The 25,255-nt window shown below is 58.9% G+C and carries 21 protein-coding genes; 14 read left to right on the forward strand and 7 right to left on the reverse strand.

Annotation, left to right across the window (positions count from 1 at the left end; translation table 11 throughout):
* The first annotated feature begins 218 nt into the window (after window positions 1-218).
* Window positions 219-1,874 (forward strand): DEAD/DEAH box helicase, encoded by a 1,656-nt coding sequence (locus ADG881_RS04260; RefSeq protein WP_007149686.1) that lies wholly within the window; start codon window positions 219-221, stop codon window positions 1,872-1,874.
* A gap of 152 nt (window positions 1,875-2,026) precedes the next feature.
* Here the strand turns inward: ADG881_RS04260 and ADG881_RS04265 are convergent, their stop codons facing one another.
* Window positions 2,027-2,242, reverse strand: a complete 216-nt coding sequence (locus ADG881_RS04265; protein ID WP_007149047.1) for a dodecin — start codon at window positions 2,240-2,242, stop codon at window positions 2,027-2,029.
* A 266-nt stretch (window positions 2,243-2,508) separates the two neighbouring features.
* Here ADG881_RS04265 and ADG881_RS04270 point away from each other — a divergent pair, with 266 nt between their 5' ends.
* Entirely contained in the window at window positions 2,509-3,024 is a 516-nt protein-coding gene (locus ADG881_RS04270; RefSeq protein ID WP_007148315.1) for an Hsp20/alpha crystallin family protein, read from the forward strand.
* A 261-nt stretch (window positions 3,025-3,285) separates the two neighbouring features.
* Window positions 3,286-3,756: a hypothetical protein gene (locus tag ADG881_RS17210; protein WP_050760117.1), complete on the forward strand. Its 471-nt coding sequence runs from the start codon at window positions 3,286-3,288 to the stop codon at window positions 3,754-3,756.
* 272 nt (window positions 3,757-4,028) lie between these two features.
* Here the strand turns inward: ADG881_RS17210 and ADG881_RS04280 are convergent, their stop codons facing one another.
* Complete coding sequence (locus ADG881_RS04280; RefSeq protein WP_007149046.1) at window positions 4,029-4,745, reverse strand: nitroreductase; 717 nt, start codon at window positions 4,743-4,745, stop codon at window positions 4,029-4,031.
* A 59-nt stretch (window positions 4,746-4,804) separates the two neighbouring features.
* Between ADG881_RS04280 and ADG881_RS04285 the strand changes: the two genes are divergently transcribed.
* From ADG881_RS04285 to ADG881_RS04310, 6 genes are all read left to right on the forward strand, one after another.
* Window positions 4,805-5,308 (forward strand): DUF1643 domain-containing protein, encoded by a 504-nt coding sequence (locus tag ADG881_RS04285; RefSeq protein WP_007150434.1) that lies wholly within the window; start codon window positions 4,805-4,807, stop codon window positions 5,306-5,308.
* A 54-nt stretch (window positions 5,309-5,362) separates the two neighbouring features.
* Entirely contained in the window at window positions 5,363-5,815 is a 453-nt protein-coding gene (locus ADG881_RS04290; protein ID WP_007150127.1) for a DUF3429 domain-containing protein, read from the forward strand.
* A 132-nt stretch (window positions 5,816-5,947) separates the two neighbouring features.
* A complete protein-coding gene (locus ADG881_RS04295) occupies window positions 5,948-8,296 on the forward strand; it encodes a fatty acid cis/trans isomerase (protein ID WP_007150730.1) in 2,349 nt (782 codons plus the stop codon).
* 319 nt (window positions 8,297-8,615) lie between these two features.
* On the forward strand, window positions 8,616-9,923 hold the full coding sequence (locus ADG881_RS04300) for an acyl-CoA dehydrogenase family protein (RefSeq protein WP_007151215.1): 1,308 nt from the start codon (window positions 8,616-8,618) through the stop codon (window positions 9,921-9,923).
* Between the two features lie 14 nt (window positions 9,924-9,937).
* Window positions 9,938-11,143, forward strand: coding sequence for an acyl-CoA dehydrogenase family protein (locus ADG881_RS04305; RefSeq protein ID WP_007149388.1), 1,206 nt, complete (start codon window positions 9,938-9,940; stop codon window positions 11,141-11,143).
* A gap of 349 nt (window positions 11,144-11,492) precedes the next feature.
* Window positions 11,493-11,822: a hypothetical protein gene (locus tag ADG881_RS04310; protein ID WP_007149752.1), complete on the forward strand. Its 330-nt coding sequence runs from the start codon at window positions 11,493-11,495 to the stop codon at window positions 11,820-11,822.
* 153 nt (window positions 11,823-11,975) lie between these two features.
* On the opposite strand, the gene ADG881_RS04315 is transcribed toward ADG881_RS04310, so the two are convergent.
* Together ADG881_RS04315 and ADG881_RS04320 are read right to left on the reverse strand one after the other, a co-directional pair.
* Window positions 11,976-12,410 carry a hypothetical protein gene (locus tag ADG881_RS04315; RefSeq protein ID WP_007148854.1) on the reverse strand — a complete coding sequence of 145 codons (435 nt, stop codon included), beginning with the start codon at window positions 12,408-12,410 and terminating at the stop codon, window positions 11,976-11,978.
* Between the two features lie 18 nt (window positions 12,411-12,428).
* Window positions 12,429-12,785 carry a helix-turn-helix transcriptional regulator gene (locus ADG881_RS04320; RefSeq protein ID WP_007150890.1) on the reverse strand — a complete coding sequence of 119 codons (357 nt, stop codon included), beginning with the start codon at window positions 12,783-12,785 and terminating at the stop codon, window positions 12,429-12,431.
* An 87-nt stretch (window positions 12,786-12,872) separates the two neighbouring features.
* Here ADG881_RS04320 and ADG881_RS04325 point away from each other — a divergent pair, with 87 nt between their 5' ends.
* Window positions 12,873-14,126, forward strand: coding sequence for an NADH:flavin oxidoreductase/NADH oxidase family protein (locus ADG881_RS04325; RefSeq protein ID WP_007151602.1), 1,254 nt, complete (start codon window positions 12,873-12,875; stop codon window positions 14,124-14,126).
* A 148-nt stretch (window positions 14,127-14,274) separates the two neighbouring features.
* Here ADG881_RS04325 and ADG881_RS04330 read toward each other — a convergent pair whose 3' ends face one another.
* Window positions 14,275-16,293 (reverse strand): NADPH-dependent 2,4-dienoyl-CoA reductase, encoded by a 2,019-nt coding sequence (locus ADG881_RS04330; RefSeq protein ID WP_007151131.1) that lies wholly within the window; start codon window positions 16,291-16,293, stop codon window positions 14,275-14,277.
* Between the two features lie 162 nt (window positions 16,294-16,455).
* On the opposite strand from ADG881_RS04330, the gene ADG881_RS04335 reads away from it, so the two are divergent.
* Window positions 16,456-17,061 carry a TetR/AcrR family transcriptional regulator gene (locus tag ADG881_RS04335; protein WP_007150664.1) on the forward strand — a complete coding sequence of 202 codons (606 nt, stop codon included), beginning with the start codon at window positions 16,456-16,458 and terminating at the stop codon, window positions 17,059-17,061.
* A gap of 104 nt (window positions 17,062-17,165) precedes the next feature.
* Window positions 17,166-19,310, forward strand: a complete 2,145-nt coding sequence (locus ADG881_RS04340; protein WP_007151134.1) for a molybdopterin-dependent oxidoreductase — start codon at window positions 17,166-17,168, stop codon at window positions 19,308-19,310.
* Window positions 19,311-19,397: 87 nt separating this feature from the next.
* Here ADG881_RS04340 and ADG881_RS04345 read toward each other — a convergent pair whose 3' ends face one another.
* Window positions 19,398-20,423, reverse strand: coding sequence for an alpha/beta fold hydrolase (locus tag ADG881_RS04345; RefSeq protein WP_007149606.1), 1,026 nt, complete (start codon window positions 20,421-20,423; stop codon window positions 19,398-19,400).
* Between the two features lie 363 nt (window positions 20,424-20,786).
* Between ADG881_RS04345 and ADG881_RS04350 the strand changes: the two genes are divergently transcribed.
* Window positions 20,787-21,914 (forward strand): LuxR C-terminal-related transcriptional regulator, encoded by a 1,128-nt coding sequence (locus tag ADG881_RS04350; RefSeq protein ID WP_007149603.1) that lies wholly within the window; start codon window positions 20,787-20,789, stop codon window positions 21,912-21,914.
* Between the two features lie 192 nt (window positions 21,915-22,106).
* Here ADG881_RS04350 and ADG881_RS04355 read toward each other — a convergent pair whose 3' ends face one another.
* Window positions 22,107-23,393: an acetyl-CoA C-acetyltransferase gene (locus tag ADG881_RS04355; protein WP_039926115.1), complete on the reverse strand. Its 1,287-nt coding sequence runs from the start codon at window positions 23,391-23,393 to the stop codon at window positions 22,107-22,109.
* A gap of 323 nt (window positions 23,394-23,716) precedes the next feature.
* Between ADG881_RS04355 and ADG881_RS04360 the strand changes: the two genes are divergently transcribed.
* The gene (locus ADG881_RS04360; RefSeq protein WP_039926116.1) at window positions 23,717-25,135 is read left to right on the forward strand and encodes a 3-oxoacyl-ACP reductase; all 1,419 of its coding nucleotides are present in this window, start codon (window positions 23,717-23,719) and stop codon (window positions 25,133-25,135) included.
* Window positions 25,136-25,255: the final 120 nt, after the last annotated feature.

Raw genomic sequence — 25,255 nt, forward strand, 5'->3', positions numbered from 1 at the left:
CAACCGGGCGAGGCCACCCCAAAGCCGCCAATTTCGTACCGTTCAGCCCTGAGCCCTGCCCATATTCCCGCGCTTGCACCCTCTGAGCCAGCCGGGCTGCCCGCTTTCATCTCACCTTGGTGATTGGCGAAAAAACGTGCAATTTGCGCATTAGCTGCGTATACTCCGCGCCCTCGCCGACCCTCGCTCGGCCCCTCCCCCTAATCCATAGGTACTACATGTCAGATTCCCGTTCCGGGTTCGCCTCTTTAGGCCTGCCCGAGGTTCTGCTCACTGCGATCGCCCGTCAGGGCTTCGAGCAGCCTTCGCCGATTCAGGCGCAAGCCATCCCGCTGTTGCTGGATGGACACGATCTTCTGGGCCAAGCACAAACCGGCACAGGTAAAACGGCTGCGTTTGCATTGCCCCTTTTGGCCCGTCTGGATCCGGCCCTGCGTGAACCGCAGATGCTGATCCTGGCCCCTACCCGCGAGCTGGCTATCCAGGTCGCCACTGCGTGTGAAGAATTTGCCAAAGACATCAAAGGTCTGCAGGTTCTGCCCATTTACGGCGGCGGTGAATACCGCACCCAGCTGAAAGGCCTGCGCGGCGGCGCCCAGGTTATTGTCGGCACCCCCGGCCGCGTCATGGATCACATGGAACGCGGCTCCATGAAACTGAACAACCTGAAAGCCCTGGTGCTGGATGAAGCCGATGAAATGCTCCGCATGGGCTTCATCGACGATGTGAAATGGGTACTCGAACGTACTCCCGATGACTGTCAGCTGGCGCTGTTCTCCGCCACCATGCCGCCGGTCATTCGCAAGGTTGCCGACCAACACCTCAAGCAACCCAAACTGGTTCGCATCGACAATGGCGGCGCCACCACCGGCACCACCATCCGCCAGCGTTACTGGCCGGTGGCCGGGCTGAACAAGCTGGACGCCGTGTGCCGGATTCTGGAAGCCGAAGAACACGATGCCGTGCTGGTTTTCGTGCGCACCAAGCAGGCCACTCTGGAACTGGCTGAGCAGCTGAACCGTCGCGGCCTGCGTGCCGAAGCCCTGAACGGCGATATTCCCCAGCAGCAACGGGAAAAAACCGTACAGCGCCTGAAAGACAAGCGTTTTGACCTCCTGATCGCCACCGACGTGGTCGCTCGCGGTCTGGACGTGCCGCGGATCACCCACGTGGTGAACTACGACATGCCCGGCGACCCGGAAGCCTACGTGCACCGCATTGGCCGTACCGGCCGTGCCGGCCGCCAGGGTGACGCCATCCTGTTTGTGGCCCGTCGCGAGCAACACGTGCTGCGTCAGATCGAGCGCATTACCCGTCAGAGCATCGAAAAGATGGCGCTGCCGTCCGTGGATGACCTGAATGCCAAGCGCATTGCCCGCTTCCAGGAACAGCTGGCTGGCTTCACCTCTGGAGCCAACGTTGACGAAGCCCGTGCGCTGGTCAACCAGCTGCGTGACGCCATGGACATCAGCGACAACGACATGGCTGCCGCCCTGGCCACCATGATGTTCAAGCGTGAGCCGCTGATCCTGAAAGAACCGAAAATGGTGAAAGAGCCGCGCCGTCGCGAGTCCGCCCATGTGGGTGGCCGCCGTGAAGAGCGCAACCCGCGTAACCGGAACGACAAGGGTCGCAGCGACAAGACCATGCGCCGCTACCGGATCAAAGTTGGCCACGACCACGGCGTGAAACCGGGCAACATCGTTGGCGCCATTGCCAACGAAGCCAAACTGCCCAGCCGCCTGATCGGTCCGATCAAGATCCACCAGGACCACAGCACCGTGGAACTGCCAGAAGATCTGTCACCAAAGCAGCTGCACGTGATCCGCACCGCGCGGGTCTGCCAGCAGGCTCTGGATCTGGAAATGGTGTAAGAAGAGACGCAGCACGCTTCACGCAACACGCTGCAACACGAAAGTCGTTAATTCGTGATTGAGAGGCCCAGCTCCGCGCCGGGTTCTATACAAAAAAACCGCGCCCGAAAGGGTGCGGTTTTTTTGTGGCTTCTAGCGTCCGGCGTCCAATTTCAGGATCCGGAAATTCTGAAGCCGACCTTCAACGTCACCTGATAATGCCCCACCTTGCCATTCTCGATATGGCCGCGGGTTTCGGTTACCTCGAACCAGTCCATCAACTCCAGGCTTTCACTGGCCGTGACCAGCGCATTCTCGATGGCGTCTTCAATGGTGGTGCGAGACGACCCGACTAATTCAACCTTCTTGTAGACATGATGGTCAGACATGACTGCTCTCCTTTTCGGTACATGTTCCATGTGTCTGAGCGGCAAAACATCCCTCACCGGAAACGCTCTGCCCTCATCCTTCTTCTTTCATCTGTGACACCGAAGCCGGCAGATTACAAGGGGGCGTTTTTGCCCAGTCGGTCAAAGAATCGCCATTGGTTATAGAACCGGGGCATTGAAAGCCGCCACCATTTCCCTCATAACAAGAGGTGAAGCACTTGGTCATCGTCCAACCGTTTATTCCAACCCCCACAGGAGGACGCGCGATGGATATGCATAAAATGACACCCTGGAACTGGCTTCGTCAGGAGGGCAACCGCGAGCGGCCTCTCCCGCAACGACAACCCGGCCACCCCTTGTTGCGCTGGGAACGTGAGTTCGACAACTGGTTCGAACAGATGCTTGGCGACATGGCCTGGACGACCCCGGCGCCACACGCCCAACCCAACGCCCCCTTGCGCCCTAACCTGGATATTCTGGAGCGCGACGACCACTACCTGATTACCGCGGAATTACCCGGCGTGGAGAAATCCGATCTGGATGTGACGCTGAACAACAACATGTTGCTAATCAGCGGCAGCAAAACCCCCATCCAGGAAAATGACCGCGACGGCTACCATTATAGTGAGCGCCGTTTCGGGCCCTTCCAGCGCATGCTGACATTGCCGGCCGATGCGGATGCCGAACAAATGAATGCCGTCTTCCACAACGGGGTACTGTCACTCAGCATCCCTCGCCACGAGCACCATCACCAGGGCAGCCGACGTATCGAGATTCATTGATTGAGGAGACGCAACAGGCTGCACGCTTCAAGCAACAACGCGAAGAACCGGTGTGTCTCTATTGACGTCACGGCCCGCGCTCCATACCTGCTCGCGGGGCCGTGACCGGAGTAATCCGTCAACCATGTTGAAGGTCGCCCGGCCCGCACCGGAACCATACTCAGCCCATGGATTCAGCCTCATTGCCGGGGTTTCACGGCATCATCACCAAACAACACGGGTAATCAGGAACTCTACTGGCCAGCCACGGAGAACCCGGCGATGCGTCTGCGCTTACTCACCCCCAGAAGCGGGGGCAACAAAGCCGTCAACACGCGGCAACGTCATTACCTTCTTGCCGGCGCTGTCTGCGCCATGGCGCTGGGCTTTACGGCGCCCCTCCATGCGGAGAACAGCGCCGTTCTGCGTTTTGATACGCCACTGGCGATTACCGACAATGCCGACTTTGATCGGGATAACCCGCTGGAACCGGACAGCAGCAGTTTTATCCTGCTGGACGCCAGCAGCCTGAGCAGTGATAGCGGTGAACGATGGGCACTGGTTGCCTTGCAAAACGATGCCGGCGGCCAACGCATTCTGCGTGACGACTATCTGGTGGCGGAATTCGCCAACGGCGACCGCCGCCACGCCAGCAACCTGGAAGGCTCGTTCGCCGCCGGGGAGCAACAGCGCAAGATGGCTTTTTTCGGTTACCACCGCTTTCCCATCCTGCGCGTCTTTACACAACAGTAGGTCGGTTTAGGCTCAGCCGTAAACCGACAGAGGTGTCGACTTACGGCCTTCGGCCTCTCTGTGCCCTTGGGTAAAGTCGACCGACAAGATTTATAGCGAAGAGCCGGACGCCAAAGGCCTGATGCCCGACAAACCAAAACTAGCCACCACGGCTCGGCTGTCTAACCAACACGTTTTCAGGAAGTCGCCGCCGCTTTTATCCTTAGATTTTAAGCGTCAACCGTCAGGCTTTTGGCGTCATGCGTCATGCGTCATTTATCAGCCGCTCTATGCTATTTCTCCGCAATCAGCAAACTATCCAGCGGCTGGCGGTCCGGGCGGAACTGATTAATGGTTTCCTGTGCTTCATAGCCCAGCGAAAGACCGCACAATAACTTGTACTGACCGGGCAACTGAAAATGCTTTTCCAGCGGCGATCGCCATAACGCCAGCGCCCCCTGGGCACAGGTTCCCAACCCTTCGTCCGTGGCGGCCAGCATCAGGCTCTGTAAAAAAATCCCCGCATCCAGTGCGCTGTAGACCCCCAGGCCTTCGTGCACAAACACAAAAAGCGCCACTGGCGCATCAAAGAAACGGAAATTCGCCGCCATCTGCTCGTGGCGGGCCTGCTTGTCTTCCCGCCCAATGCCCAGCAACTGGTACAAGCCGTGACCGGTGGCGACCCGGCGCGGCTGCAGGTCATCCGGGTATTTCACCACCGGGCGATAATCGCCATCCGGCATCCCTTTTTTCGTCACCAGCGCCTTGAGCTTTTTCACCATGGGCGCCCGCTGAAGCGCCATCAGTTGATCAAACCGCTCCGGCAATTCGCGGCGCAGACTTTCCAGCACCTCACCGCGGGCCACCGCGATCTGGTAGGGCTGGGTGTTGGACCAGCTGGGCGCCCCGCTGGCCCTTGCCAGTAACTCGTTCAGCAACGCATCGCTCACCGGTTGGTCGGTAAATGCCCGCACACTGTGGCGCTGGGCCATCACATCCTGAAATTCCATACTCTCAACCTGTTGTGAGTTTTAGCGTTTACTGTGCCAGAGACTTACAATGCGCAGCCATGACCAAGACCACCGATAACCTGCAACGTCGCGCCAACTTTTCCCGCTGTCGCCAGTATCGCTATGCCCTGTGGCGCCAGTGGGGTGACGGTGATGACTTCATGCTGCTGATTGGCCTCAATCCCTCCACCGCAGACCACCGCCAGGACGACCCCACCATCCGTCGCTGCATGGGTTTTGCCCGTGACTGGGGCTACTCCGGCCTGTGTGTGGCCAATCTGTTCGCCTACCGGGCCACCTACCCGCAGGACTTGTTCGCCACTGCTGACCCGGTGGGCCCGAAGAATGACCAGTGGCTGCGCCGCCTGGCGCGACAGGCAGACCTGGTCGTGGCCGCCTGGGGCAATCACGGTCGCTTCAATGACCGTGCCTTGCAGGTGGCACCACAACTGCCCGCCATGCACTGCATTCGCCTGAACAGCTCCGGGGAACCGGCGCATCCACTGTATCTCCCCAAGCATCTCACTGCCCAACCCTGGGATGGCTACGCCGCCTTGTCCTGACCTTCACCTTGAACGAGCAATAATAGGCACAAAACACCCGTCGGGATTAACATTGTGAGCACACGTCTGGAAAAGAACATCCGTCGTGCCAAAGGGCTGTCCTACGCTGGGCTCATCCCCTTTTATGGCTTGGCGGGCCTGTCCTGGGTTGCCGAGACGGGCAACTGGGCCCTGCATGCCCTCGCCACCTACGCCGCCATTGTCATTACTTTCCTGGGAGCCATTCACTGGGGCCGCGCCCTGGACAAGATGGCCGACAGCAATCAATACCCCACCCTGTTGTTTGGTTTGATGCCTGCCCTGCTGGGCTGGTTTGCCCTGCTGCTGCCCCTGGAGCTGGCACTGCCCATGCTCGCCGCCGGGCTCATGTATGTATGGGGCACCGAACAAATGGTGTTCAACGACACCCTGCCCACCTGGTACCGACACCTGCGCCACCAGCTCACCGCCGCGGCCGTCATCGCCGTATTGATCGGCTGGGCCGCCACCATGTTCTGGATGCTGTGAGCGGCCCTCTGCCTGACAGCACAACGACTTTCCCTTTTTTTACAAAGCAGCATGCGTTCAAGGCGGCGTAACCGTGGCCCGGCCAGTCTGCCCCCGCTACACTGTGCGCTCGTCACAGGGAGATTCGGGCATATGAAACAGCACTGGCTTCAGCGCATTACATTGACACTTGGATTGATGTTGTTCTCGTTTTCGGCCCAGGCCGCCCCCGCTCTCAGCCCCGTTGCTTCCAGCCAATCGCCCAATTATCACGACGATATCCGGCCCATTTTTGAGAACAAATGCCTGGCCTGTCACGGCTGCTACGATGCCCCCTGCCAACTGAAACTGGAAGCTGTGGAAGGCCTTGATCGCGGTGCCAGCAAACAAAAGGTCTACAACGGTGGGCGCAAAAACACCGTCGACCCCACCCGGCTTTTCCAGGATGCCCAGACCACCGCACAATGGCGTGACAAGGGTTTCTATTCCGTCATCGACAGCACCTCAGGCATGCAGGCATCCCTGTTGTACCAAATGCTCGAACTGGGCAAGCAGCACACCTTCAATCCCAATGAAAAGCTGCCCGACGATATCGCCCTGGGGCTGAGCCGGCAGAACGAATGCCCCGCCCCGGATGAATTCGACGACTACGCTGACGACCACCCCTTGGAAGGTATGCCACTGGCCGTGGCCGGCTTGACCGACAGCGAATTTGCCACCATCAGCCGCTGGCTGGAGCACGGTGCCAGCTTCAAACCGGAAGTGATCACCCCCACCGCCGAAGAGCAACAGCTGATCGACGACTGGGAGGCCTTCCTTAACCAGAGCGATCCAAAACACCAGCTGGTGGCTCGCTGGTTATACGAGCACTTGTTCCTGGCTCACCTGTATCTGGACAAGGGAGAAGACAGCAAACCGGCCCACTTCTTCCAGCTTCACCGCTCCAGCACGCCCCCTGGGGAGCCGATCAAACGGGTTGCCACCGATCGCCCCAATCAAATGCCTCCAGAGAATTTCTGGTACCGCATAGCCCCGGTCCGCGGCACGCTGGTGCACAAAACCCATATCACCCTGGGCCTGACCCAGGACAAACTGGCGCGGACCCGAAAACAGTTTTTCGGCACCGACTGGGAAGTAAAAGAGCTGCCCGGTTATGGTTATGAACAACGCGCCAATCCCTTCGTCACTTTTTCCGACATTCCTGCCCGTGCCCGCTATCAGTTTATGCTGGATGAAGCCGAGTATTTTGTGCGCACCTTTATTCGTGGCCCGGTTTGCCGCGGCCAGGTGGCCACCGATGTGATCCGCGACCATTTCTGGGCCGTGTTTCAGGAGCCGGATCAGGATCTCTACATCACCGATGAAGATTACCGTGCCCAGGTCAGCGACTTGCTCGGCTTGCCCGGCCAGGATGACGACCTGCTGTCCCTCGGTTCGGAATGGCTGAAATACAGCGGCAAACGCAACGACTATCTGAAAGCCCGCAAACAGGCTTACGAAACCGATGAACCACAGGGTCCGGGCTGGGATTCCGTGTGGAATGGTGATGGCGATAATCGCAATGCCCTGCTGACCATCTTCCGTCACCACGATAACGCCTCGGTGCGTAAAGGGCTGATTGGTGACCTGCCGCTGACCACCTGGGTCATGGACTATCCACTGTTCGAGCGCAGTTATTACAACCTTGTGGTCAATTTCAATGTGTTCGGATCGGTCTCCCATCAGGCGCAGACCCGTCTCTACTTTGATCTTATCCGCAACGGCGCAGAACAAAACACGCTTCGTTACCTCCCGGCAGAGCTGCGCCAAACCGTGCTGGCCAACTGGTATCAAAACACCGGCCAACTGCGTCTGGCGATCAGCTATGAGTCAGTGGATACCGATCTACCCACCAATATTCCGTTCGACACCAGCACGCCCATGAACGAATTTAACAACACGCTGCTGACGCGTTTTGCTGAACTCAACGCCCGTCCAGATCCGATCAACCGCTGTGACGGCGAGGATTGTCAGCGTGCTGATGTATCCGCCTGGAAACAGCATGCCGACCACACGCTCAGTGCCATTTCTTCACGCCGTGCCGCCAACCTGCCTGCGGTGAACTTTATGCCGGAAGTCAGCATGGTGCATGTACAGGGCAGCCAGGGAGAGCAGGAAATCTACTCCCTGTTCCGCAACCGTGCCCATAGCAACGTGGCGTTCATGATGGGCGAGTCCCTGCGCTACCAACCGCCACTGGATACACTGACCCTGTACCCCGGCGTCATGGCGAGCTATCCCAATTTCATGTTCCTGGTACAGGATGATCAGCTGCAGGCGTTCGTCTCCCAAATGAACGCAGTGAAAACTGAAGAGGACTTCACCAAACTGGTCGACGCCTACGGTATCCGCCGTACTCATCCGGAATTCTGGCAGTATTTCCACGCGCTGGATGAGTATCTGGAAGAGCACGAGCCAACCCAGGCTGGCATTCTCGATATGAACCGGTACGAAAACCTTTAAAAGATTAGCAGCGGGTAACACACTGCAACTCGGGAGGGATGGGTGCCATGGCGCAGCCACCCTGCCCGCGAGGTTTGGTTGAAAGTTCAACGTGGAAAGTTGAACGGAACATCAAGAAGCTCCCCCCGCCCTTTTCCCGAAGGAACGTCGCTGGTAGCGCGATAAACCTCCCATACGCTCTAAGTCCGCCAATGACTAGGTCTGTGGCGCCAGGCCGGTTGCTACTATGCCCGACCTGTCAGTCACACTGGTCAATGTGACCGTCGCTCACCTCTCCATAATCGAATGCAATCCATAGACATAACAATGAGGTTCCATCATGGCGAAAGATGCAGTGGGTTATGCGCTGACCGCGCTTAACCGCCTGGCCAGCTCGGAGGTGCTCGACAAGATGGGCATGCGTAAAAGCGTTGAGCGGCTTGCCTACAGCCTGACCAAAGGCGGCTTCCAGGTACTGACCACCACCGCCCGTGCATTCAAGTCCGGTAACTCAGGCAACAAACCCGAGCGCCTTACCGCCCCGGGCCATACCCGTGACCTGTTCGATCTTGGTGTCACCGACGAACAACAGATGATCCGCGACAGCGTGCAGGGCTTTGCCACCAACGTACTGCGCGAACAGGCTGAGCACGCAGACGCCGCACAACAGACCAGCGAAGACGTGATTGTCCAGGCACTGGAACTGGGCCTGAATTTCTTCGCGGTACCGGAATCCCTGGGCGGCGCCGCCACCGAAAAGTCCACCGTCACCAGCATGCTGCTGGCAGAAGATCTGGCCCGTGGCGACATGGGCCAGGCCGTCGCGATTCTCGCCCCCATGGGCGTGGCCAATGCCCTGACCCAGTGGGGCACCGCTCAGCAGCAAGACAAATACCTGAGCGCTTTCGCCGAAGAGAATCCACCCAAAGCCGCCATTGCGGTATGCGAACCGCGCCCGTTGTTCGACCCCATGGTGCTGGCCACCACTGCCCGCAAGGACGGTAACGACTACGTTCTCAACGGAGAAAAATCCCTGGTGCCGCTGGCGGCCGAAGCGGAAATTTTCCTGGTTGCCGCGCAAACCGATAACGGCCCGGCGGTGTTTATCGTGGAAGGCGGCACGGACGGACTCACCGCCGGAGAGGATCCCGCCATGGGCATCCGCGCCAGCGGTCAGCGCCCGTTGAAACTGGATAACGTACGCATCCCGGCGGACAACCGCCTGGGTAATGGCGATTTTGATTATCGCGCTTTCGTGGACCTGGGCACCCTCGCCTGGTGCGCCATGGCCATTGGCACCAGCCAGGCTGTGCTCGACTACGTTGGCCCCTACTGCAACGAGCGCACCGCTTTTGGTGAACCCATCAGCCATCGCCAGTCCGTGGCCTTCATGATTGCCGATATCGCCATCGAGCTCGATGCCATGCGTATGCTCACCTACCGCGCCGCCAGCCGTGCCGAACAGGGCAAAAGCTTCCAGCGCGAAGCTCACCTGGCCCGCACGCTGGTGAAGGATAAAGCCATGAAAATCGGCACCGACGGCGTGCAGCTGCTCGGCGGCCATGGCTTTACCAAAGAGTACCCGGTGGAACGCTGGTATCGGGATCTGCGTGCTGTGGGGGTCGCCTTCGGCGGCCTGCACCTGTAAGGAGGGAGACAACCATGAATATCGAGATTCCAAAGAAGTTCAAACCCCTGATCAACAACGCCTATCAGGTAGCCCAAAGCACCCTCCGCCCGCTGTCGCGCAAATACGATCGCGGTGAGCACGAATACCCGAAAGAGCTGGATATGCTCGCCTCAGTGCTGGATGGCTTCAACGAAGGCGATCCGGCTAACTCCGCCGGCGCCGCCACCACCGGCAGCGGCAAGGTGCAGAACGACGGCAGCGTCAAAAATGGTGCCAACATGGGCGTCTGCCTGGGTGCCATGGAAATGTGTTACGGCGATACCGGCTTCCTGCTCGCCATGCCCCGCCAGGGCCTGGGTAACGCAGCCATTGCTGCCGTGGCCAACGACGAACAGCTGGAACGCTTCAAGGGCAAGTGGGCCGCCATGGCCATTACCGAACCCGGCTGTGGCTCCGACTCCGCTGCCATTCGCACCACCGCCAAAGAAGACGGCGATCACTACATTCTCAATGGCGAGAAGATCTTCGTCACTTCCGGCGAACGAGCCGACTGCGTGGTGGTCTGGGCCAGCCTGGATCCGAAACTGGGTCGCGCGGCCATCAAGTCGTTCGTGGTGGACTGGGGCACTCCCGGCATGGAACTGGCCCGGCTGGAGAAGAAGCTGGGCATCCGCGCCTCCGACACCGCCGCCATCAACTTCGTGGACTGCCGGGTACCGGCAGAAAACCTGCTGGGCAGCCCGGAAATCGACACCAAAAAAGGCTTCGCCGGTGTCATGGAGACCTTCGACAACACCCGCCCGCTGGTGGCCGCCATGGCCATCGGTTGCGCCAAGGCGTCCCTGGAGCGCATCAAGGAGTTGCTCAAAGACAGCATCTCCTATGACTACGGCAAACCCGTGGACAACTGCTCTGCGGTGGAAGCCGAAATCTACAAGATGGAAGCTGACTGGGAAGCCGCCTACTGGCTGGCAGTGAAAGCCGCCTGGATGGCCGACAACAAGAAAGCCAACACCCTGGAAGCCTCCATCTCCAAGGCCAAGGCCGGCCGGGTCGGTAATTACATCACCCTGCGTTGTGTGGAACTGGCCGGCAGCCTGGGCTACACCGAAGACGAGTTACTGGAAAAATGGGCCCGTGATTCGAAGATTCTGGATATCTTCGAAGGCACCCAGCAGATTCAGCAACTGGTTATCGCTCGACGTGTGCTTGGACTGAGCTCCAAAGAGTTGAAGTAACGTTCCAGACGTTTTGCCGACAAATGAATGAAGCCGTTTCTGACTGATCAGAAGCGGCTTTTTTCATCGCTGATCGCGCACAACGGCCGCCCCATACCGAATAACGCCGTTCAAGCAAATTCGCCCTACACCGCCTCAGCACCTCAGCCTTATTCCCTACTGCACAAAGAGACATAACGATGATGTTGCCCTGCCATCATGTGTGCCAGTATCGAAGGCAGATGGAACGCAATAAAAACACAACACCGGGTTACAGCTTTACCGCGATTAGACAACAGGTTCACCCGCGGCGGGGCAGTAAAGTGAAAGGTAGAAGGTGGAGTGGGACAATAAAAAGGAAGGGAGCCACATGTCTGCATTCAAATACACCATGATGGGGGCCGGTCTGGCTGGATTCATGATGTTGGGCAACGCTGCCCATGCCAACCAGCAAGCCACGGTGATTATCAGCCAGAGCTGCGACTACATGCTGCTGAACTCCAGCAAGGGCATGGTGCTGGTCAAACAGCTGGATGGCATCACGCCCCAGGAAGGGGATACCCTGCTCGGCGAATTCACCGCCGGGGATTTCAGCAACCTGCAAAACAATCGCAACAAGGATTCCATGCAGGTCTGGGTTGATACCGTGGACCCGCATAGCAGCAAGGCACTAAGCCAGTACGGGCGTTATTGCACTTGATAAGAGGCGCGACACGCTTCAAGCTGCAACGCGGGCTGGGTACGGTGACACACGATAACCGCCATGCCCGCGGGGTTCAGTTCAAAGTGAAACGTTGAAAAGGAAAACTCTGGGGACTTTTCTCACGTCCTTATCCAGGCTCGTAGCTCCCTCTCATCTCATCACAAAGCCCGCGAACAACACGGCGAAGCCACCGACTTCCGCCGCGATTAGCGCGAGCATAAATACCGTCATGGCCGCCTGCGGTACCGTGGCCGTGCCCATGCTATGTGGCTTTTGCAGTTGGTTGCGGGTGTCTTTAAGCATGCCGTGCAGAATATAACTGCCGATGGCCAGAGCGAAGAAAATCAGACAGGCCAGCACCGCCAGGGTGTTCACCCAGTCTTCCCAAACGCTGAGCAAGGCAAAGCGCTCCAGCACCAGGCATGCAAAGGCATACATCAAGCTGGCACGGTGGGCGATGTCCACATAGTAATGCGCCCGGGCTTTCTCACTATTGGCCACCTGCACATACTTCCAGGCGCCGGTCAGCAAGCCGACGAGAAAAAAGATGCCACAACCCCAAAGCGCCCATTGATCCGCTGTCATTCCCTGCCCCTGTATTCGTTACATTTCAAAAAAATGAGCCAATCGTTCCTGCATCATTGGCTCCGCATGGCAGAACCGGCGGCGCCCTTCACGCTCCACACGAATCAGCCCGGCCTCCGACAGCTCCCGAACATGGTGAGACACCGTCGGTGCGCCAATATTGAGCCGCTGCATAAAATCCCCAAACGCACAGCCGGCAGGTACCTTGGCCAGATCCGCCTGACCATGCTGGCGACAGTGATCCACAATCACCTGGTATATGCGCAACCGATTAGGGTTGGACAGCGCACGAAAGGCTGCAGCAAGCTGCTCCGCCGTCACAGTGTCTTTCTGTGCCAAAACCGGCACCTCCCGGGAAAATAGTTTGACGGTCATAAAACTAACTTATAGTTTGATCCTCATCAAACTATATCGTTGCGACATCCCTTGTCGCCACTGTTCGTCGCCATCGGAGGAGACACTGTGAACCACGCTGATATTCTCGGCCAGACCCTGGCATTGCCCTGCGGAGTCACCCTGCCCAACCGTTTCGGCAAATCGGCCATGAGCGAAGCACTCGGCACCATCGATAACCATGTAACCCCGAAACTGGAACGCCTGTACGGTCGCTGGGCCCAGGGTGGCACCGGCCTGGTGATTACCGGGAATATCATGATCGACCGACGCCACACCGGCGAGCCGAACAACGTGGTAGTGGACGATGAGCGTGACATGCCATTGCTGAAACGCTGGGCGGAGGCTGGCAAGTCCCGCGGCGGGGCGATCTGGGTACAGCTCAATCATCCCGGCAAACAGATTCCCCGCATGCTGGCCAGCGGTGACACGCTTGCCCCTTCAGCCGTGCCCTTTGGCAAGGAGCTGAAAAGCGCGTTCAAGACACCCCGAGCGCTGAGCGAAGAGGAAATTCAGGAGATCATCCAGCGGTTCGCCACCAGCGCCCGCATCTGTCAAAAAGCCGGTTTCAGCGGTGTGCAAATTCATGGCGCCCACGGCTATCTGGTTAGCCAGTTTCTCTCCGGACATCACAACCGCCGCACCGATCAATGGGGGGGCTCACTGGCAAACCGCATGCGTTTCCCGCTGGAAATTTACCGGGCTATCCGTCAGGCCGTTGGCGATGATTACCCTGTCAGCATCAAACTCAATTCCGCCGATTTCCAACGGGGCGGTTTTAGCGAAGAAGAATCCATGACCGTGGCCGAAACACTGGCCAGCGAGGGTCTCGATCTGCTGGAAATTTCCGGTGGTAACTACGAGAACCCGGCCATGGCCGGTGCCAAGGGCGTACGGGAAAGTACCGCCAACCGGGAAGCCTACTTCCTGGATTACGCCAACGAAATCCGCAAGCGGGTTTCCATTCCGCTGATGGTTACCGGCGGCTTCCGCTCGGCCAAAGCCATGGCGCAAGCCGTGGACAGCGGTGCCACCGATATCATCGGCATCGCCCGCCCCCTGGCCGTGGAACCGGATCTTCCCAACGCCATCCTGGCGGGTCAGAGTGGCGTTGTCAGCCGCGTTACCCCGCGCAAAACCGGTATCAAGACCATCGATAACATGGCCATGATGGAAGTGTCCTGGTTCTCCCGCCAGCTGCATCGCATGGGCACAGGCAAAGACCCAAAGCCGGACGAGAGCGTACTACTCGCCCTGTTCAAGGTTATCGCAACCATGGGCGTCGGCAGCTTCAAGACCCGCCGTCTGCGGGCAAATAACTGACAGCTTCGAGCTTCGAGCTTCGAGCTTCGAGCTTCGAGCTTCGCATAAATGGTGACGGCCTCTGCAGTCACCGAAACAAAAAAGCCCCGACGTGAGCCGGGGCTTTTTTGTTTTTCTCGTTGCTAGCCGCTAGAAGCTAGCACCTGCTTTACAACTTCGCCGCCACTTCCGCGCCTTGCTTGATCGCGCGTTTGGCATCCAGCTCGGCCGCCAGATCCGCGCCACCAATCAGGTGGAAGTTCTTGCCGTCTTCCTTGTACAGCTCACGCAGGGATTCCTGCCCGGCACAAAGAATCACGTTATCCACGTCAAGCACCCGGCTTTCTTCACCAATCTTGATATGCAGGCCCGCATCATCAATTTTTTCGTAGCTGCAGTTTTTCAGCATTTCCACGTTGCGGGACTTGAGCGTGGCGCGGTGTACCCAGCCAGAGGTTTTGCCCAGATCCTTACCCAGCGGCGTCGGCTTGCGCTGCAGCAACGTGATCTGGCGAGCCGGTTTTTCCGGTGCCGCTTTCACCAGGCCACCGGGGGTGTCACCCGCCATATCCACGCCCCACTCTTTCATCCACTCCGGTAATGGCTGTTCGCCTTCGCGGGGATGTTCGGCCAGAAACTCGGACACATCAAAGCCAATACCACCGGCACCAATGACCGCCACTTTCTCGCCCACCTGGGCGTTGCCACGCAGCACGTCCACGTAAGACAACACCTTGGGGTGGTCCACACCGGGAATCCCCGGGGTGCGCGGGAGCACGCCGGTGGCGATAACAATTTCGTCAAAGCCCGCGGCTTCCAGATCAGCAATTTCCACCCGCGTGTTCAGCTTCATGGTGACACCGGTGCTTTCCAGTTTTTTGCTGAAATAACGGATGGTGTTATGGAACTCTTCCTTACCCGGCACCACTTTGGCCATATTGAACTGACCACCAATTTCCCCCGCCTGATCAAACAGGGTCACCGCATGGCCTCGCTCTGCCGCCACCGTGGCACAGGACAAGCCCGCCGGGCCGGCACCAACGACAGCAACTTTTTTCGGCTTGGCGGTCTTCAGGTACAATAGTTCGGTTTCGTGGCAGGCACGGGGATTGACCAGACAGGACGCCCGCTTGAGCTGGAAGGTATGGTCCAGGCACGCCTGGTTACAAGCGATACAGGTATTGATCTCATCCGCCTTGCCCTGCTCGGTTTTCTTGACGAAATCCGGGTCCGCCAGCAACGGGCGCGCCATGGAGACCGCGTCCGCCTGGCCAGCGACCAGAATGGCTTCTGCCACGTCCGGGTCGTTAATACGGTTGGAGGCCACCACCGGAATGGAGACCACGTCTTTTACCTGGCGGGTCGCTTCCACAAAAGCCGCTCGGGGCACAGACGTAACGATGGTGGGCACGCGTGCTTCGTGCCAGCCGATACCGGAATTGAGCAGGCTGGCACCCGCCGCTTCCACTTCCTTGGCCAACGCCAGCACTTCTTCACGGGTGGCCCCGTCCGGCACCAGATCGACCACGGAAATACGGAACATGACGATAAAATCGTCGCCGCAGCGCTTACGCACTTCGCGGACAATTTCCACCGGGAAACGGCGGCGGTTTTCCGCACTGCCACCGTACTTGTCTTTGCGCTTGTTGGTGCACGACGCGGTAAACTGGTTAATCAGGTAGCCTTCGGACCCCATGATCTCCACACCGTCGTAACCGGCCTTCTTGGCCAGCCATGCGGTATGGGCAAAATCCTTGACCGTCTGCTCCACTTCCTTGGTGGACATGGCCTTGGGCTTGAAGGGGTTGATCGGGCTTTTAATGGCAGACGCCGAACGGGAGAAGGGGTGATAACTGTAACGACCCGCATGGAGAATCTGCAGAGCGATCTTGCCGCCTTCCTGATGCACCGCATCAGTCACCTTGCGGTGGTTGCGCACATCCAAACGGCTGTTGAACAGCCCGGCAAAGGGGTAGAACCAGGCTTTCTTGTTGGGGTTGAAACCACCGGTCACGATCAAGCCAACGCCACCACGGGCCCGCTCGGCAAAGTAGGCCGCCAACTTGGGGAACTGCCAGAAACGGTCTTCAAGACCGGTATGCATGGAGCCCATAATCACCCGGTTCTTGATCTGGGTATGCCCCAGATCCAGCGGGGAAAGCAGGTTGGAATAGCGGTTGGCTGTCATGGTGTTGTCTCCAAAGGCATCTGCACCACAGATGGCTACGCGTTGATTAATCTGGACAGCGTCAAGTTAAGCGGTTATTTTGACAGTGTCAAGATCCACAGAGCCACAACCGGCTTCATGCAACGCCACCACGCATAGGGCACAAGCAAAGGCAGGAGACTCATGACACAGACCGCGCGCTATCACCACGGCGACCTGCATGCGACGCTGCTGCAGGAAGCGAATACCCTGCTCAATGAACAGGGCATCGAAGGCCTGTCCCTACGCAAGCTGGCCGAGCGGGCTGGCGTCTCCCGAACCGCGCCCTATCACCACTTCCGTGACAAGAACGCCCTGCTCTGCGCCCTGGCCACCCAGGCTTTCCGGCAACTGGACGAGATGATCAACAGCCAACTGCAAGAAGCCGGCTCACAGGAAGGCATTCAGAATTTTGTCCGCGAATACCTGCGTTTTGCCACTGAAAACCCGGAACAATATGAACTGATGTTCGGGCGTACCATCTGGAAAGGTGGCGAGCCCACCGATGAACTCAAGACCATCGCCTACCGTAGCTTCCGGCACTACGCCGAGCGGCTGGCGACACTGTTGGCCGGTCGCCTGCCAGCCAGAACGGATTCCCTGCGCGTGGCCCAGGCCAGCTGGGCCACGGTCCACGGCCTGTGCCGCCTGCTGATTGATGGCATTTACGTGAACCGGGAAGATATCGAGACCGTCAGCGAGCAGTCCATTGCCCTGATCATGGCCGCCCTGTCACAGCCTTCCTCCTGACCCTGCGTGCCCGCCCCGTGACCGCAACGCCACAAATGAGTGGAACGGTCATGTCCTGCCCGGGCGCGATTGGCTAGCCTGACTGAATCGTCAGGGAGGCTGCCATGAAATCCATTCCAACATTTTGCCGGGTCTGTGAACCCTCCTGTGCACTGATCGCCCAGATCGCCGACGGGAAAGTCACCCGCCTGCAGCCGGACAAGGCCCACCCTGTCAGCAAAGGTTTTGCCTGCCACAAGGGCATTAACTACCTGGCCATCCACCAGGATCCGGATCGCCTCGATCAGCCCCTGGCACGGCAAGGCAGCCGCCGGCCCGGTGAGGGCCAATGGCAACCCCGGGACTGGGACAGCATTGTCACGGACATCGGCGCCACCCTGTCACAGATACACGAACAGTACGGCCCCGACGCCATCGGCGGCTATATTGGCAACCCCTCGGCCTTCAATGCCCTGGGCAGCCAGGCCATTGGCGATTTTTTCATGGCCATGGGCAGCCGCCGTATTTTCAACTCCGGCACCCAGGACTGCGCCAACAAGTTTGCCGCCGGCGAAGCCGTGTTCGGCACCAGCACCCTGCACCCGGTACCGGATATCGAGAACACCGATTGCCTGCTCATGTTCGGCGAAAATCCGAAAGTCTCACACATGAGCTTTATTTCCATCGCCGACCCCATGGCCAAGATCCGTACCGCCTGCCAGCGCGGCGCCCGGGTCTTCTACATCAACCCCCGCCAGATCGAATCCGCCAGCCCCAAAACCGGAGAAGTGATACAAATCCTTCCCGACACGGATCTCTACCTGATGGCCGCCCTGCTCCATGAGATCGACAGGCTGGGCCGTTTCGATGAGAGCGTGATCCGTGAGCATGGCACCCGCATCGAGGCCCTGCGCGCGTTCATTGCCCCCTATTGCGCCGATACCGTGGCCAGCGTAGTAGGCCTGAGCGCCGACACCATTCGTGACCTGGCGGATGCGTTCAGTGGCGCAGAGCGTGCCTCCGTGCACATGTCCACCGGCGTCAACATGGGCCAGCACGGCACACTCTGTTATTGGCTACTGCAGATGCTGAGCTTCGTTACCGGCAACCTGGACAAGCTCGGCGGCAATTTCTACAGCGAAGGCTTCTATCCCGCTGCCAAGGCCGGCCGCGCCCGCCTTGATAACGTATTCTTCCCCTCCCAGCATGGGGAAATGCGCCATATCCGCGGCGCCCTGGCTGGCAACCTGCTGCCAGACATGATCCTTGATGATGACAACCCGATTCGCGCCCTGGTAGTCATCGCCGGCAACCCCCTGCTCAGCGTGGGCGGCGAAGCCCGCTGGCGCCAAGCGCTGGAAAAGCTGGACCTGTTGATTGTCATCGACCTGTTTCGCAACGCCACCGGAGAATACGCGCATTACTTGCTACCCTCCGCGGACATGCTGGAACGCCCGGACCTGAATATCTGCGGCTTGGGCATGCAGTACCAGCCCTATGTGCAATACACTGACGCGGTGGTTCCCCCCGCCGCACAGCGCCGCGAAGAATGGTGGATTCTGTCGCGTCTGTTGCAGGCTATGGGGCGGCACGCCCCCATGCTGGAACAGGACCCGCCACGGCCCTTCGCCCGGCTCGACCACATGCTGTCGCGCACCGGCTTTAGTGTGGAGACATTGGCCCAACAACCCTGCGGCACCGCCGTACTGGATACTCAGTCTATCGGCCGCTTCTATACAGATTTCATTCAGACAGACGACAAACGGGTCGATTGCTGCCCGCCGCTGTTTGCCGAGGCCATGGCCTTGGCCGATCAGCAATTTCAAACTCTGACCACTGCGACACCAGCCTTCCGGTTGATCAACCTGCGCACCAACTACATGCACAACAGCTGGTACCAGAATGTGCCGGGCCTGAAACGCGGCGCCCATGCCAGCAATGCACTGCACATGCACCCGGCAGATATTCACTCCATGGGTATTCGCGACGGCGACGCCGTCGAGGCCAGTAATGAATACGGGCGGGTGCAGGTGGCAGTGCGCAGCGATGAGAGCTTGCGAGAAGGAGTGGTGGCCATGACGCATGGCTGGGGAAACCGGCACACACCGGGGATGCGCGTGGCGCAGCAACACCCGGGGGTCAATATCAACGCGCTACTGCCCAATGGGCCCGGCAGTTTTGAGAAACTCAGCAATCAGGCCTTCATGAGTGGCGTGCCGGTGTCCATTCAGCCGGTGACGTCCGTGGCCGATAGCGATGCAAACCACTAAGCCGGGGCTCTAACAGCGCAACCCCGGGCAGCGAAAGCATGCTGATACTGCGCTCCCCGGGAATGCCTCAGACAATCATTGCCTCAATCAGCTCTGGTGGTCCTTCAGAAAACCCAGCAAGGCGTCACGGTAGGCATCAAACGCTTCGTACTGAGGCACATGGCCAATGCCTTCCAGTTCAACCAGAGTGGCATCGGGTATGCGCTGCGCCGCTTTCTTGCCCAGCTGATCGTAGCGCCCCAGTTGCGCACGCTCTGATTCCGGTGCCCGGTTACGTCCCAGCGCGGTGCGGTCCCGGGTGCCGATAATCAACAAGGCAGGCACCGCCAATCGCGGGAAATCCTGCACCACCGGCTGGCTATAAATCATGTCGTAGGCCAGGGCGGAATTCCAGGCAATACGCGGGTAATCCGGCCCGCGAATCCAGCCCTGCTGCAAGGTCAGCAAGGGCGCATAATCGTCTTTCCACTGACCATCGAAATAGCTGGCCGTCATATAGGCTTTCACTTTTTCCGGGGTTTTCTTCAGCTCGCCTTCATACCAGGCATCCACGGACTGCCAGGGCACCACCGGGCGCCAGTCTTCCAGACCAATCGGATTCACCAGCACCAGCGCATCACTGCGCTGCGGAAACATCAAGGCAAAGCGGGTAGCCAGCATGCCGCCCATGGAGTGGCCCACTACGGTCGCGCTGTCCACCTTGAGCGTGTCCAGCAAACGCCGGGTTTGATCCGCCAGCACCTGAAAGCTGTACTGAAAATGGGCCGGCTTGGAGGACTTGCCGAAACCGATCTGGTCCGGCACCACCACGCGATAGCCCTGCTCCAGCAAGGCTTCCATGGTGGTTTTCCAATACGCCCCGGAGAAGTTCTTGCCGTGGAGTAACAGCACCGTTTCGCCATTGGCATTTTCCGGTGTTACATCCATATACGCCATTTCCAGGCGCTGTTGCTGATCACTGACTGGCAGCGTCTGTACCAGATAAGGGTAGGCATAATCCGAGAGCCGTGCATCCAGCGCGGCAGGTTCTGCCAGCGCCACACGACTCAATAACAGGCACAGCAGAACGCCCAGCCCCTTACTCCATTGACGCTGAATGGATACCCCCTTCATGGCACCTCCTGATCGGTATGTTTTTGAATACGTATCTGTTGTGAGTGCGTTTCCTACGTCCAGTTCCCGCTGATTACCGTATTTCCATTGCTGTCGGAAAAAGCATAACGCATAGCTGCAACCTGCAGACCAAGGTTCCCTGCCTGAGCCGGGTCCGAATCACCTCCGCCCACCTCGACAGGAATGTGACGCGGTTATCTTCCCAGCAGGGATACGCTATATTCTTCCTATAACGATTCGCGTTCCGGGTGTCGGTGGCTTACAGCACTCAACCGACAGGACGCAGGCCGAGCTGGCCACTCGAAGAACACCGCAAACCTGTCCATGGGGGGACGGGTTTGCGGTACAGGGGAACCTGTCTGTATGGACGGATTACTGGATTTTGTCGGGGAAGTGTACGAGGCGTCCTACAATCCGGGGCACTGGAACCGGGTGATGACCCTGCTCTGCGAAGAAATCATGGATGCCCGCTCCGGCGCCATTTTTATAGAAGATCACCAGGGCGGCACCCGGAGCATGATCGGCTATCACGGTTTACCGAAAGCCGTGGTGACCTCCTACCGCTTTGGCATGGGCAAATACGATTACACCTTCCAGGCGCAGCGCGACGAACCTGTCGGCCTGGCCCGGCAGATCATCGACTCCCGGGAAGTCAAAGACGCACACCCTTATTATTTCCGGCTGATTCTCAAGCCCAATGATATTGGCTTTATCTCCGGCATGAATATCTACCACGACAAGGAATGGCACGTGGGCATTGGCCTGCACCGATCATTCAATGCTGAGCCGTTTTCCGACGAAGATATCGCCAAGTTGCGAATCCTCTATCCGCACTTCAAACGCGCCATCCGCATTCACCGCGAATTCCATCGCCTGCGCACGCGCCAACAAACCCTGCACAGTGCGTTATCGCGTTTTATGCTGGGGCTGATCATTCTCGAACCGGATGGCACCGTGGCCTACCGCAACCCGGTCGCCGATGCCCTGCTCACCCACCATAACGCGCTGGCCCTGGCCGGCACGGGCGTTAAAGCCCACTACGCGGATGAAGATGCCAAGCTTACTTGCCTGATTCAGAAACAGGCCAAAGCCGACCCCAGAGAGATCAACACCCGCAACACCGCCATCGGGCTGCACCACCCGGACCGGGACAACGCGCTGACCGTCATGCTCGCCACCCTTAATGAAGACAACACACCAGACGGCGGTGAGCCCACTAACGGTTCTGTGGCACTCTATATTTCCGACCCTGATTCGCCGCTGAACATCCCCGCAGAAACCCTGCGTGCGCTCTATGAAATGACCCAGGCAGAATCCAATGTGGCCATTGCCCTCACCAACGGCCTCAGCCCCGGCCAGATCGCGGAAAACAATGGCACATCCGTGGATACGGTACGCTCACAGCTAAAAGCCATTTACAGTAAAATGGGCGTCAGCAAACAGCAGGATGTGATTCGCACCCTGCTATCCGGCGCCATGCAGGTGCTGTAGAAAAATCCGCAGCCAACACAGTGATAACGGATTCATGGAGGATGCAGGCCAAGACGTGTCTTGAGGAAAGGACAGGAGCGACGACCCGATGCGGTTGTCGCGTGTTGCATGATGCGTGATCCGTGCTGCAGCCGCAGAGCGGCATAAAAAAAACCGGCCAGGTGGCCGGTTTTTTTATTAGCGGGCGTGCGATTACTTCTCGAGAATCGCTACCACACCCTGGCCGCCTGCTGCGCACACGGAGATCAGTGCACGGCCGGAGCCTTTTTCGTTCAGCAGCTTGGCGGCGTTGGCGATAATACGGCCACCAGTGGCAGCAAACGGGTGACCGGCTGCCAGCGAGGAGCCTTTCACGTTCAGCTTGCTGCGATCAATGCTGCCCAGCGCCTTCTTGCGGCCCAGACGCTCTTTACAGAAAGTCTCGTCTTCCCAGGATTTCAGGGTCGACAGTACCTGGGATGCAAAGGCTTCGTGGATCTCATAGAAATCGAAGTCCTGCAGAGTCAGGTCCAGCTTGTCCAGCATGCTGGGCACCGCGTACGCCGGCGCCATCAACAAGCCTTCTTTCTTGCCGATGAAGTCTACGGCTGCCGCTTCACCGATAGTCAGGTAAGCCAGCACCGGCAGGCCACGCTCTTTGGCCCACTCTTCAGAGGCCAGCAGAACCGTAGAAGCACCATCAGTCAACGGTGTGGAGTTGGCTGGGGTCATGGTGCCGTTCGGGCCACCGAAGCAGGGCTTCAGGGTCGCCAGTTTTTCCAGGGTGGAATCGCCACGCATGTTGTTGTCGCGCTCCAGCCCGTTGAACGGGGTTACCAGGTCATCCTGCCAGCCATCTTCATAGGACTTGGCCAGGTTCTGGTGGGAGCGCCATGCCAGTTCATCCTGCGCTTCACGGGGAATGCCCCACTCTGCAGCAGTAATCGCCTGGTGCTCACCCATGGACAGGCCGGTACGTGGCTCGCCATTTTTCGGGATGTCGGGCATCAGGGATTTCGGGTTCAGCAGTTTCAAGCCCAGCTTGGCGCGCTCACCATTGGTCTTGGCACGGTTCAGCGCCATAAACACTTTGCGGGCATCTTCGTTCACACCCAGCGGCGCATCCGAGGTGGTGTCCACACCGCCGGCGATGGCGCAGTCGATCTGGCCCAGGGCAATCTTGTTGGCCACCAGAATGGCGGCTTCCAGACCGGTTCCACAGGCTTGCTGCAGATCATAGGCCGGGGTTTCCGGCGCCAGCTTGGAACCCAGCACCGATTCACGTACCAGGTTGAAATCGCGGGCGTGCTTCATAACGGCGCCAGCGGCCACTTCGTCAATCTTCTCGCCGTGCAGCTTGAAGCGATCGACCAGACCATCCAGGGCTGCTGTGAGCATGTCCTGGTTGCTGGTGTCGATGTAGGCGCTGTTGGAACGGGCAAACGGAATACGGTTACCACCAATAATGGCGACCTTACGAACGGCTTTACCTGCCAGCATAATCATTTCCTCTAGAGATGGACGGTCATCAATGACGACGACGGTGGCTAATTTGGCCACGGTATTCACTCGACAGGGCGCAGTCTACCCCCAACCGTGCCGGCCTCATTGGCTCAAACGACTGTTTGACGACCGGGGCCGGTCAATACACCCGTCACACTGCAGTGATTCAATACGCGCCAGTGTGCGACAGGGCCAGATTTCCTGCCCTACGAAAGATGGCGTATTTTCTGCCCATCTTTACGCGGCACCCCTTTAAACCCGTTCCGCTTACCCTAAAGGTAAAGGGACACATTCATCATTCGATGGAAAAGGACAGGACCATGAGCGATACCTATCAGACGATTGCCAACTCTCCCATGGGCAAGGCGCTATTCGGCGCAATCAACTTGCCGATTCCGGTTATTCTGGAGCGCTGGCAGCCTGGCCAGGCGTCCTTTATCAAGGGCCGCGTTCTGGTAGGTGCCGCCAATGGCTCCACCGGCATCGATAGCGTACTGAGCACCCTTAAAGGGTCGCCGGACGCGCAGGTCGCTGTGCTGGCCAATACCGCCAACGCCACTGACCTGCAGAAGCAAGCCGGCAAGCTCGGCGTGGATGCGGACAACTACACCGCCAGCCGCGATGACGATGCCAAATTCAAAGGCCTGGTATTCGACGCCACCGGCATCCAGAGCCCGGACGAACTGAAAGCCCTGTGGGATTTCTTCCACCCGGTGATTCGCAAGCTGGATAAATGCGCCCGCGTTGTCGTGATCGGTCGCACTCCGGAAAAACAGGCTGGCGCCGCGCGTGTTGCCCAGCGTGCACTGGAAGGGTTTACCCGCTCCGTGGGCAAGGAAATCAAGAAAGGCGCCACCGCCCAGCTGGTCTACGTGGATGAAGGCGCCGAAGCGCAGCTGGCGTCCCCGCTGCACTTCTTCCTGTCACCAAAATCCGCTTACGTCTCCGGCCAGGTAGTACGTGTTACCAAAGCCGGTTTCAAAGCTGCCAAATTTGACTGGGACAAGCCCCTGGCAGGCAAGAAAGCCCTGGTTACCGGTGGCTCCCGCGGCATTGGTGCCGCCATTGCCGAAGTACTGGCCCGCGACGGCGCTACCGTCACCGTGCTGGACATTCCGCCCATGGCCGACGACCTGAACGCGGTAGCAGCCCAGATTGGTGGCGACACCCTGGAAATGGATATCACCGCCGACGAAGCACCGGCAGCCATCGCGGCAAAAGCCAAAGCCATTGGCGGCTATGACGTGGTCGTCCACAACGCCGGGGTAACCCGCGACAAGATGCTGGGCAACATGCCGGAGAAATTCTGGGACATGGTGCTGAACATCAACATCGCCAGCCAGCTGCGTATTAACGAAGCCCTGCTCTCCAGCGGCGGTTTGGGCAAGGGCGCCAGCATCATTTCCATCAGCTCCATCGCGGGCATTGCCGGTAACCTGGGCCAGACCAACTACGGTTGTTCCAAGGCTGCGGTAATCGGCATGGTCGATGCGTTCAAGGATGAATACGCCGAGCAAGGCATCACCATCAATGCCGTGGCACCGGGCTTCATCGAAACCCAGATGACCGCCGCCATTCCCTTCACCATCCGTGAAGCGGGCCGTCGCATGAACGCCATGAACCAGGGCGGTCAGCCGGTGGACGTGGCCGAAACCATCGCCTTCTTCGCCAGCCCGGCCTCCCAGGGCCTGACCGGCAACGTAGTGCGCGTGTGTGGTCAAATGCTGTTGGGGGCTTAAACCCGCAGCAGGCAACTCGCTTCACGCTTCACGCTACACGCAAGAAGCCACAAAAAGCCGCGCCGCAAGGTGCGGCTTTTTTGTGGGCTGCAGGCCAAGCTTTCTACAGCGCCGCTGTAG

This window comes from Alcanivorax sp. DG881 (assembly GCF_000155615.1).
Lineage (GTDB): Bacteria > Pseudomonadota > Gammaproteobacteria > Pseudomonadales > Alcanivoracaceae > Alcanivorax.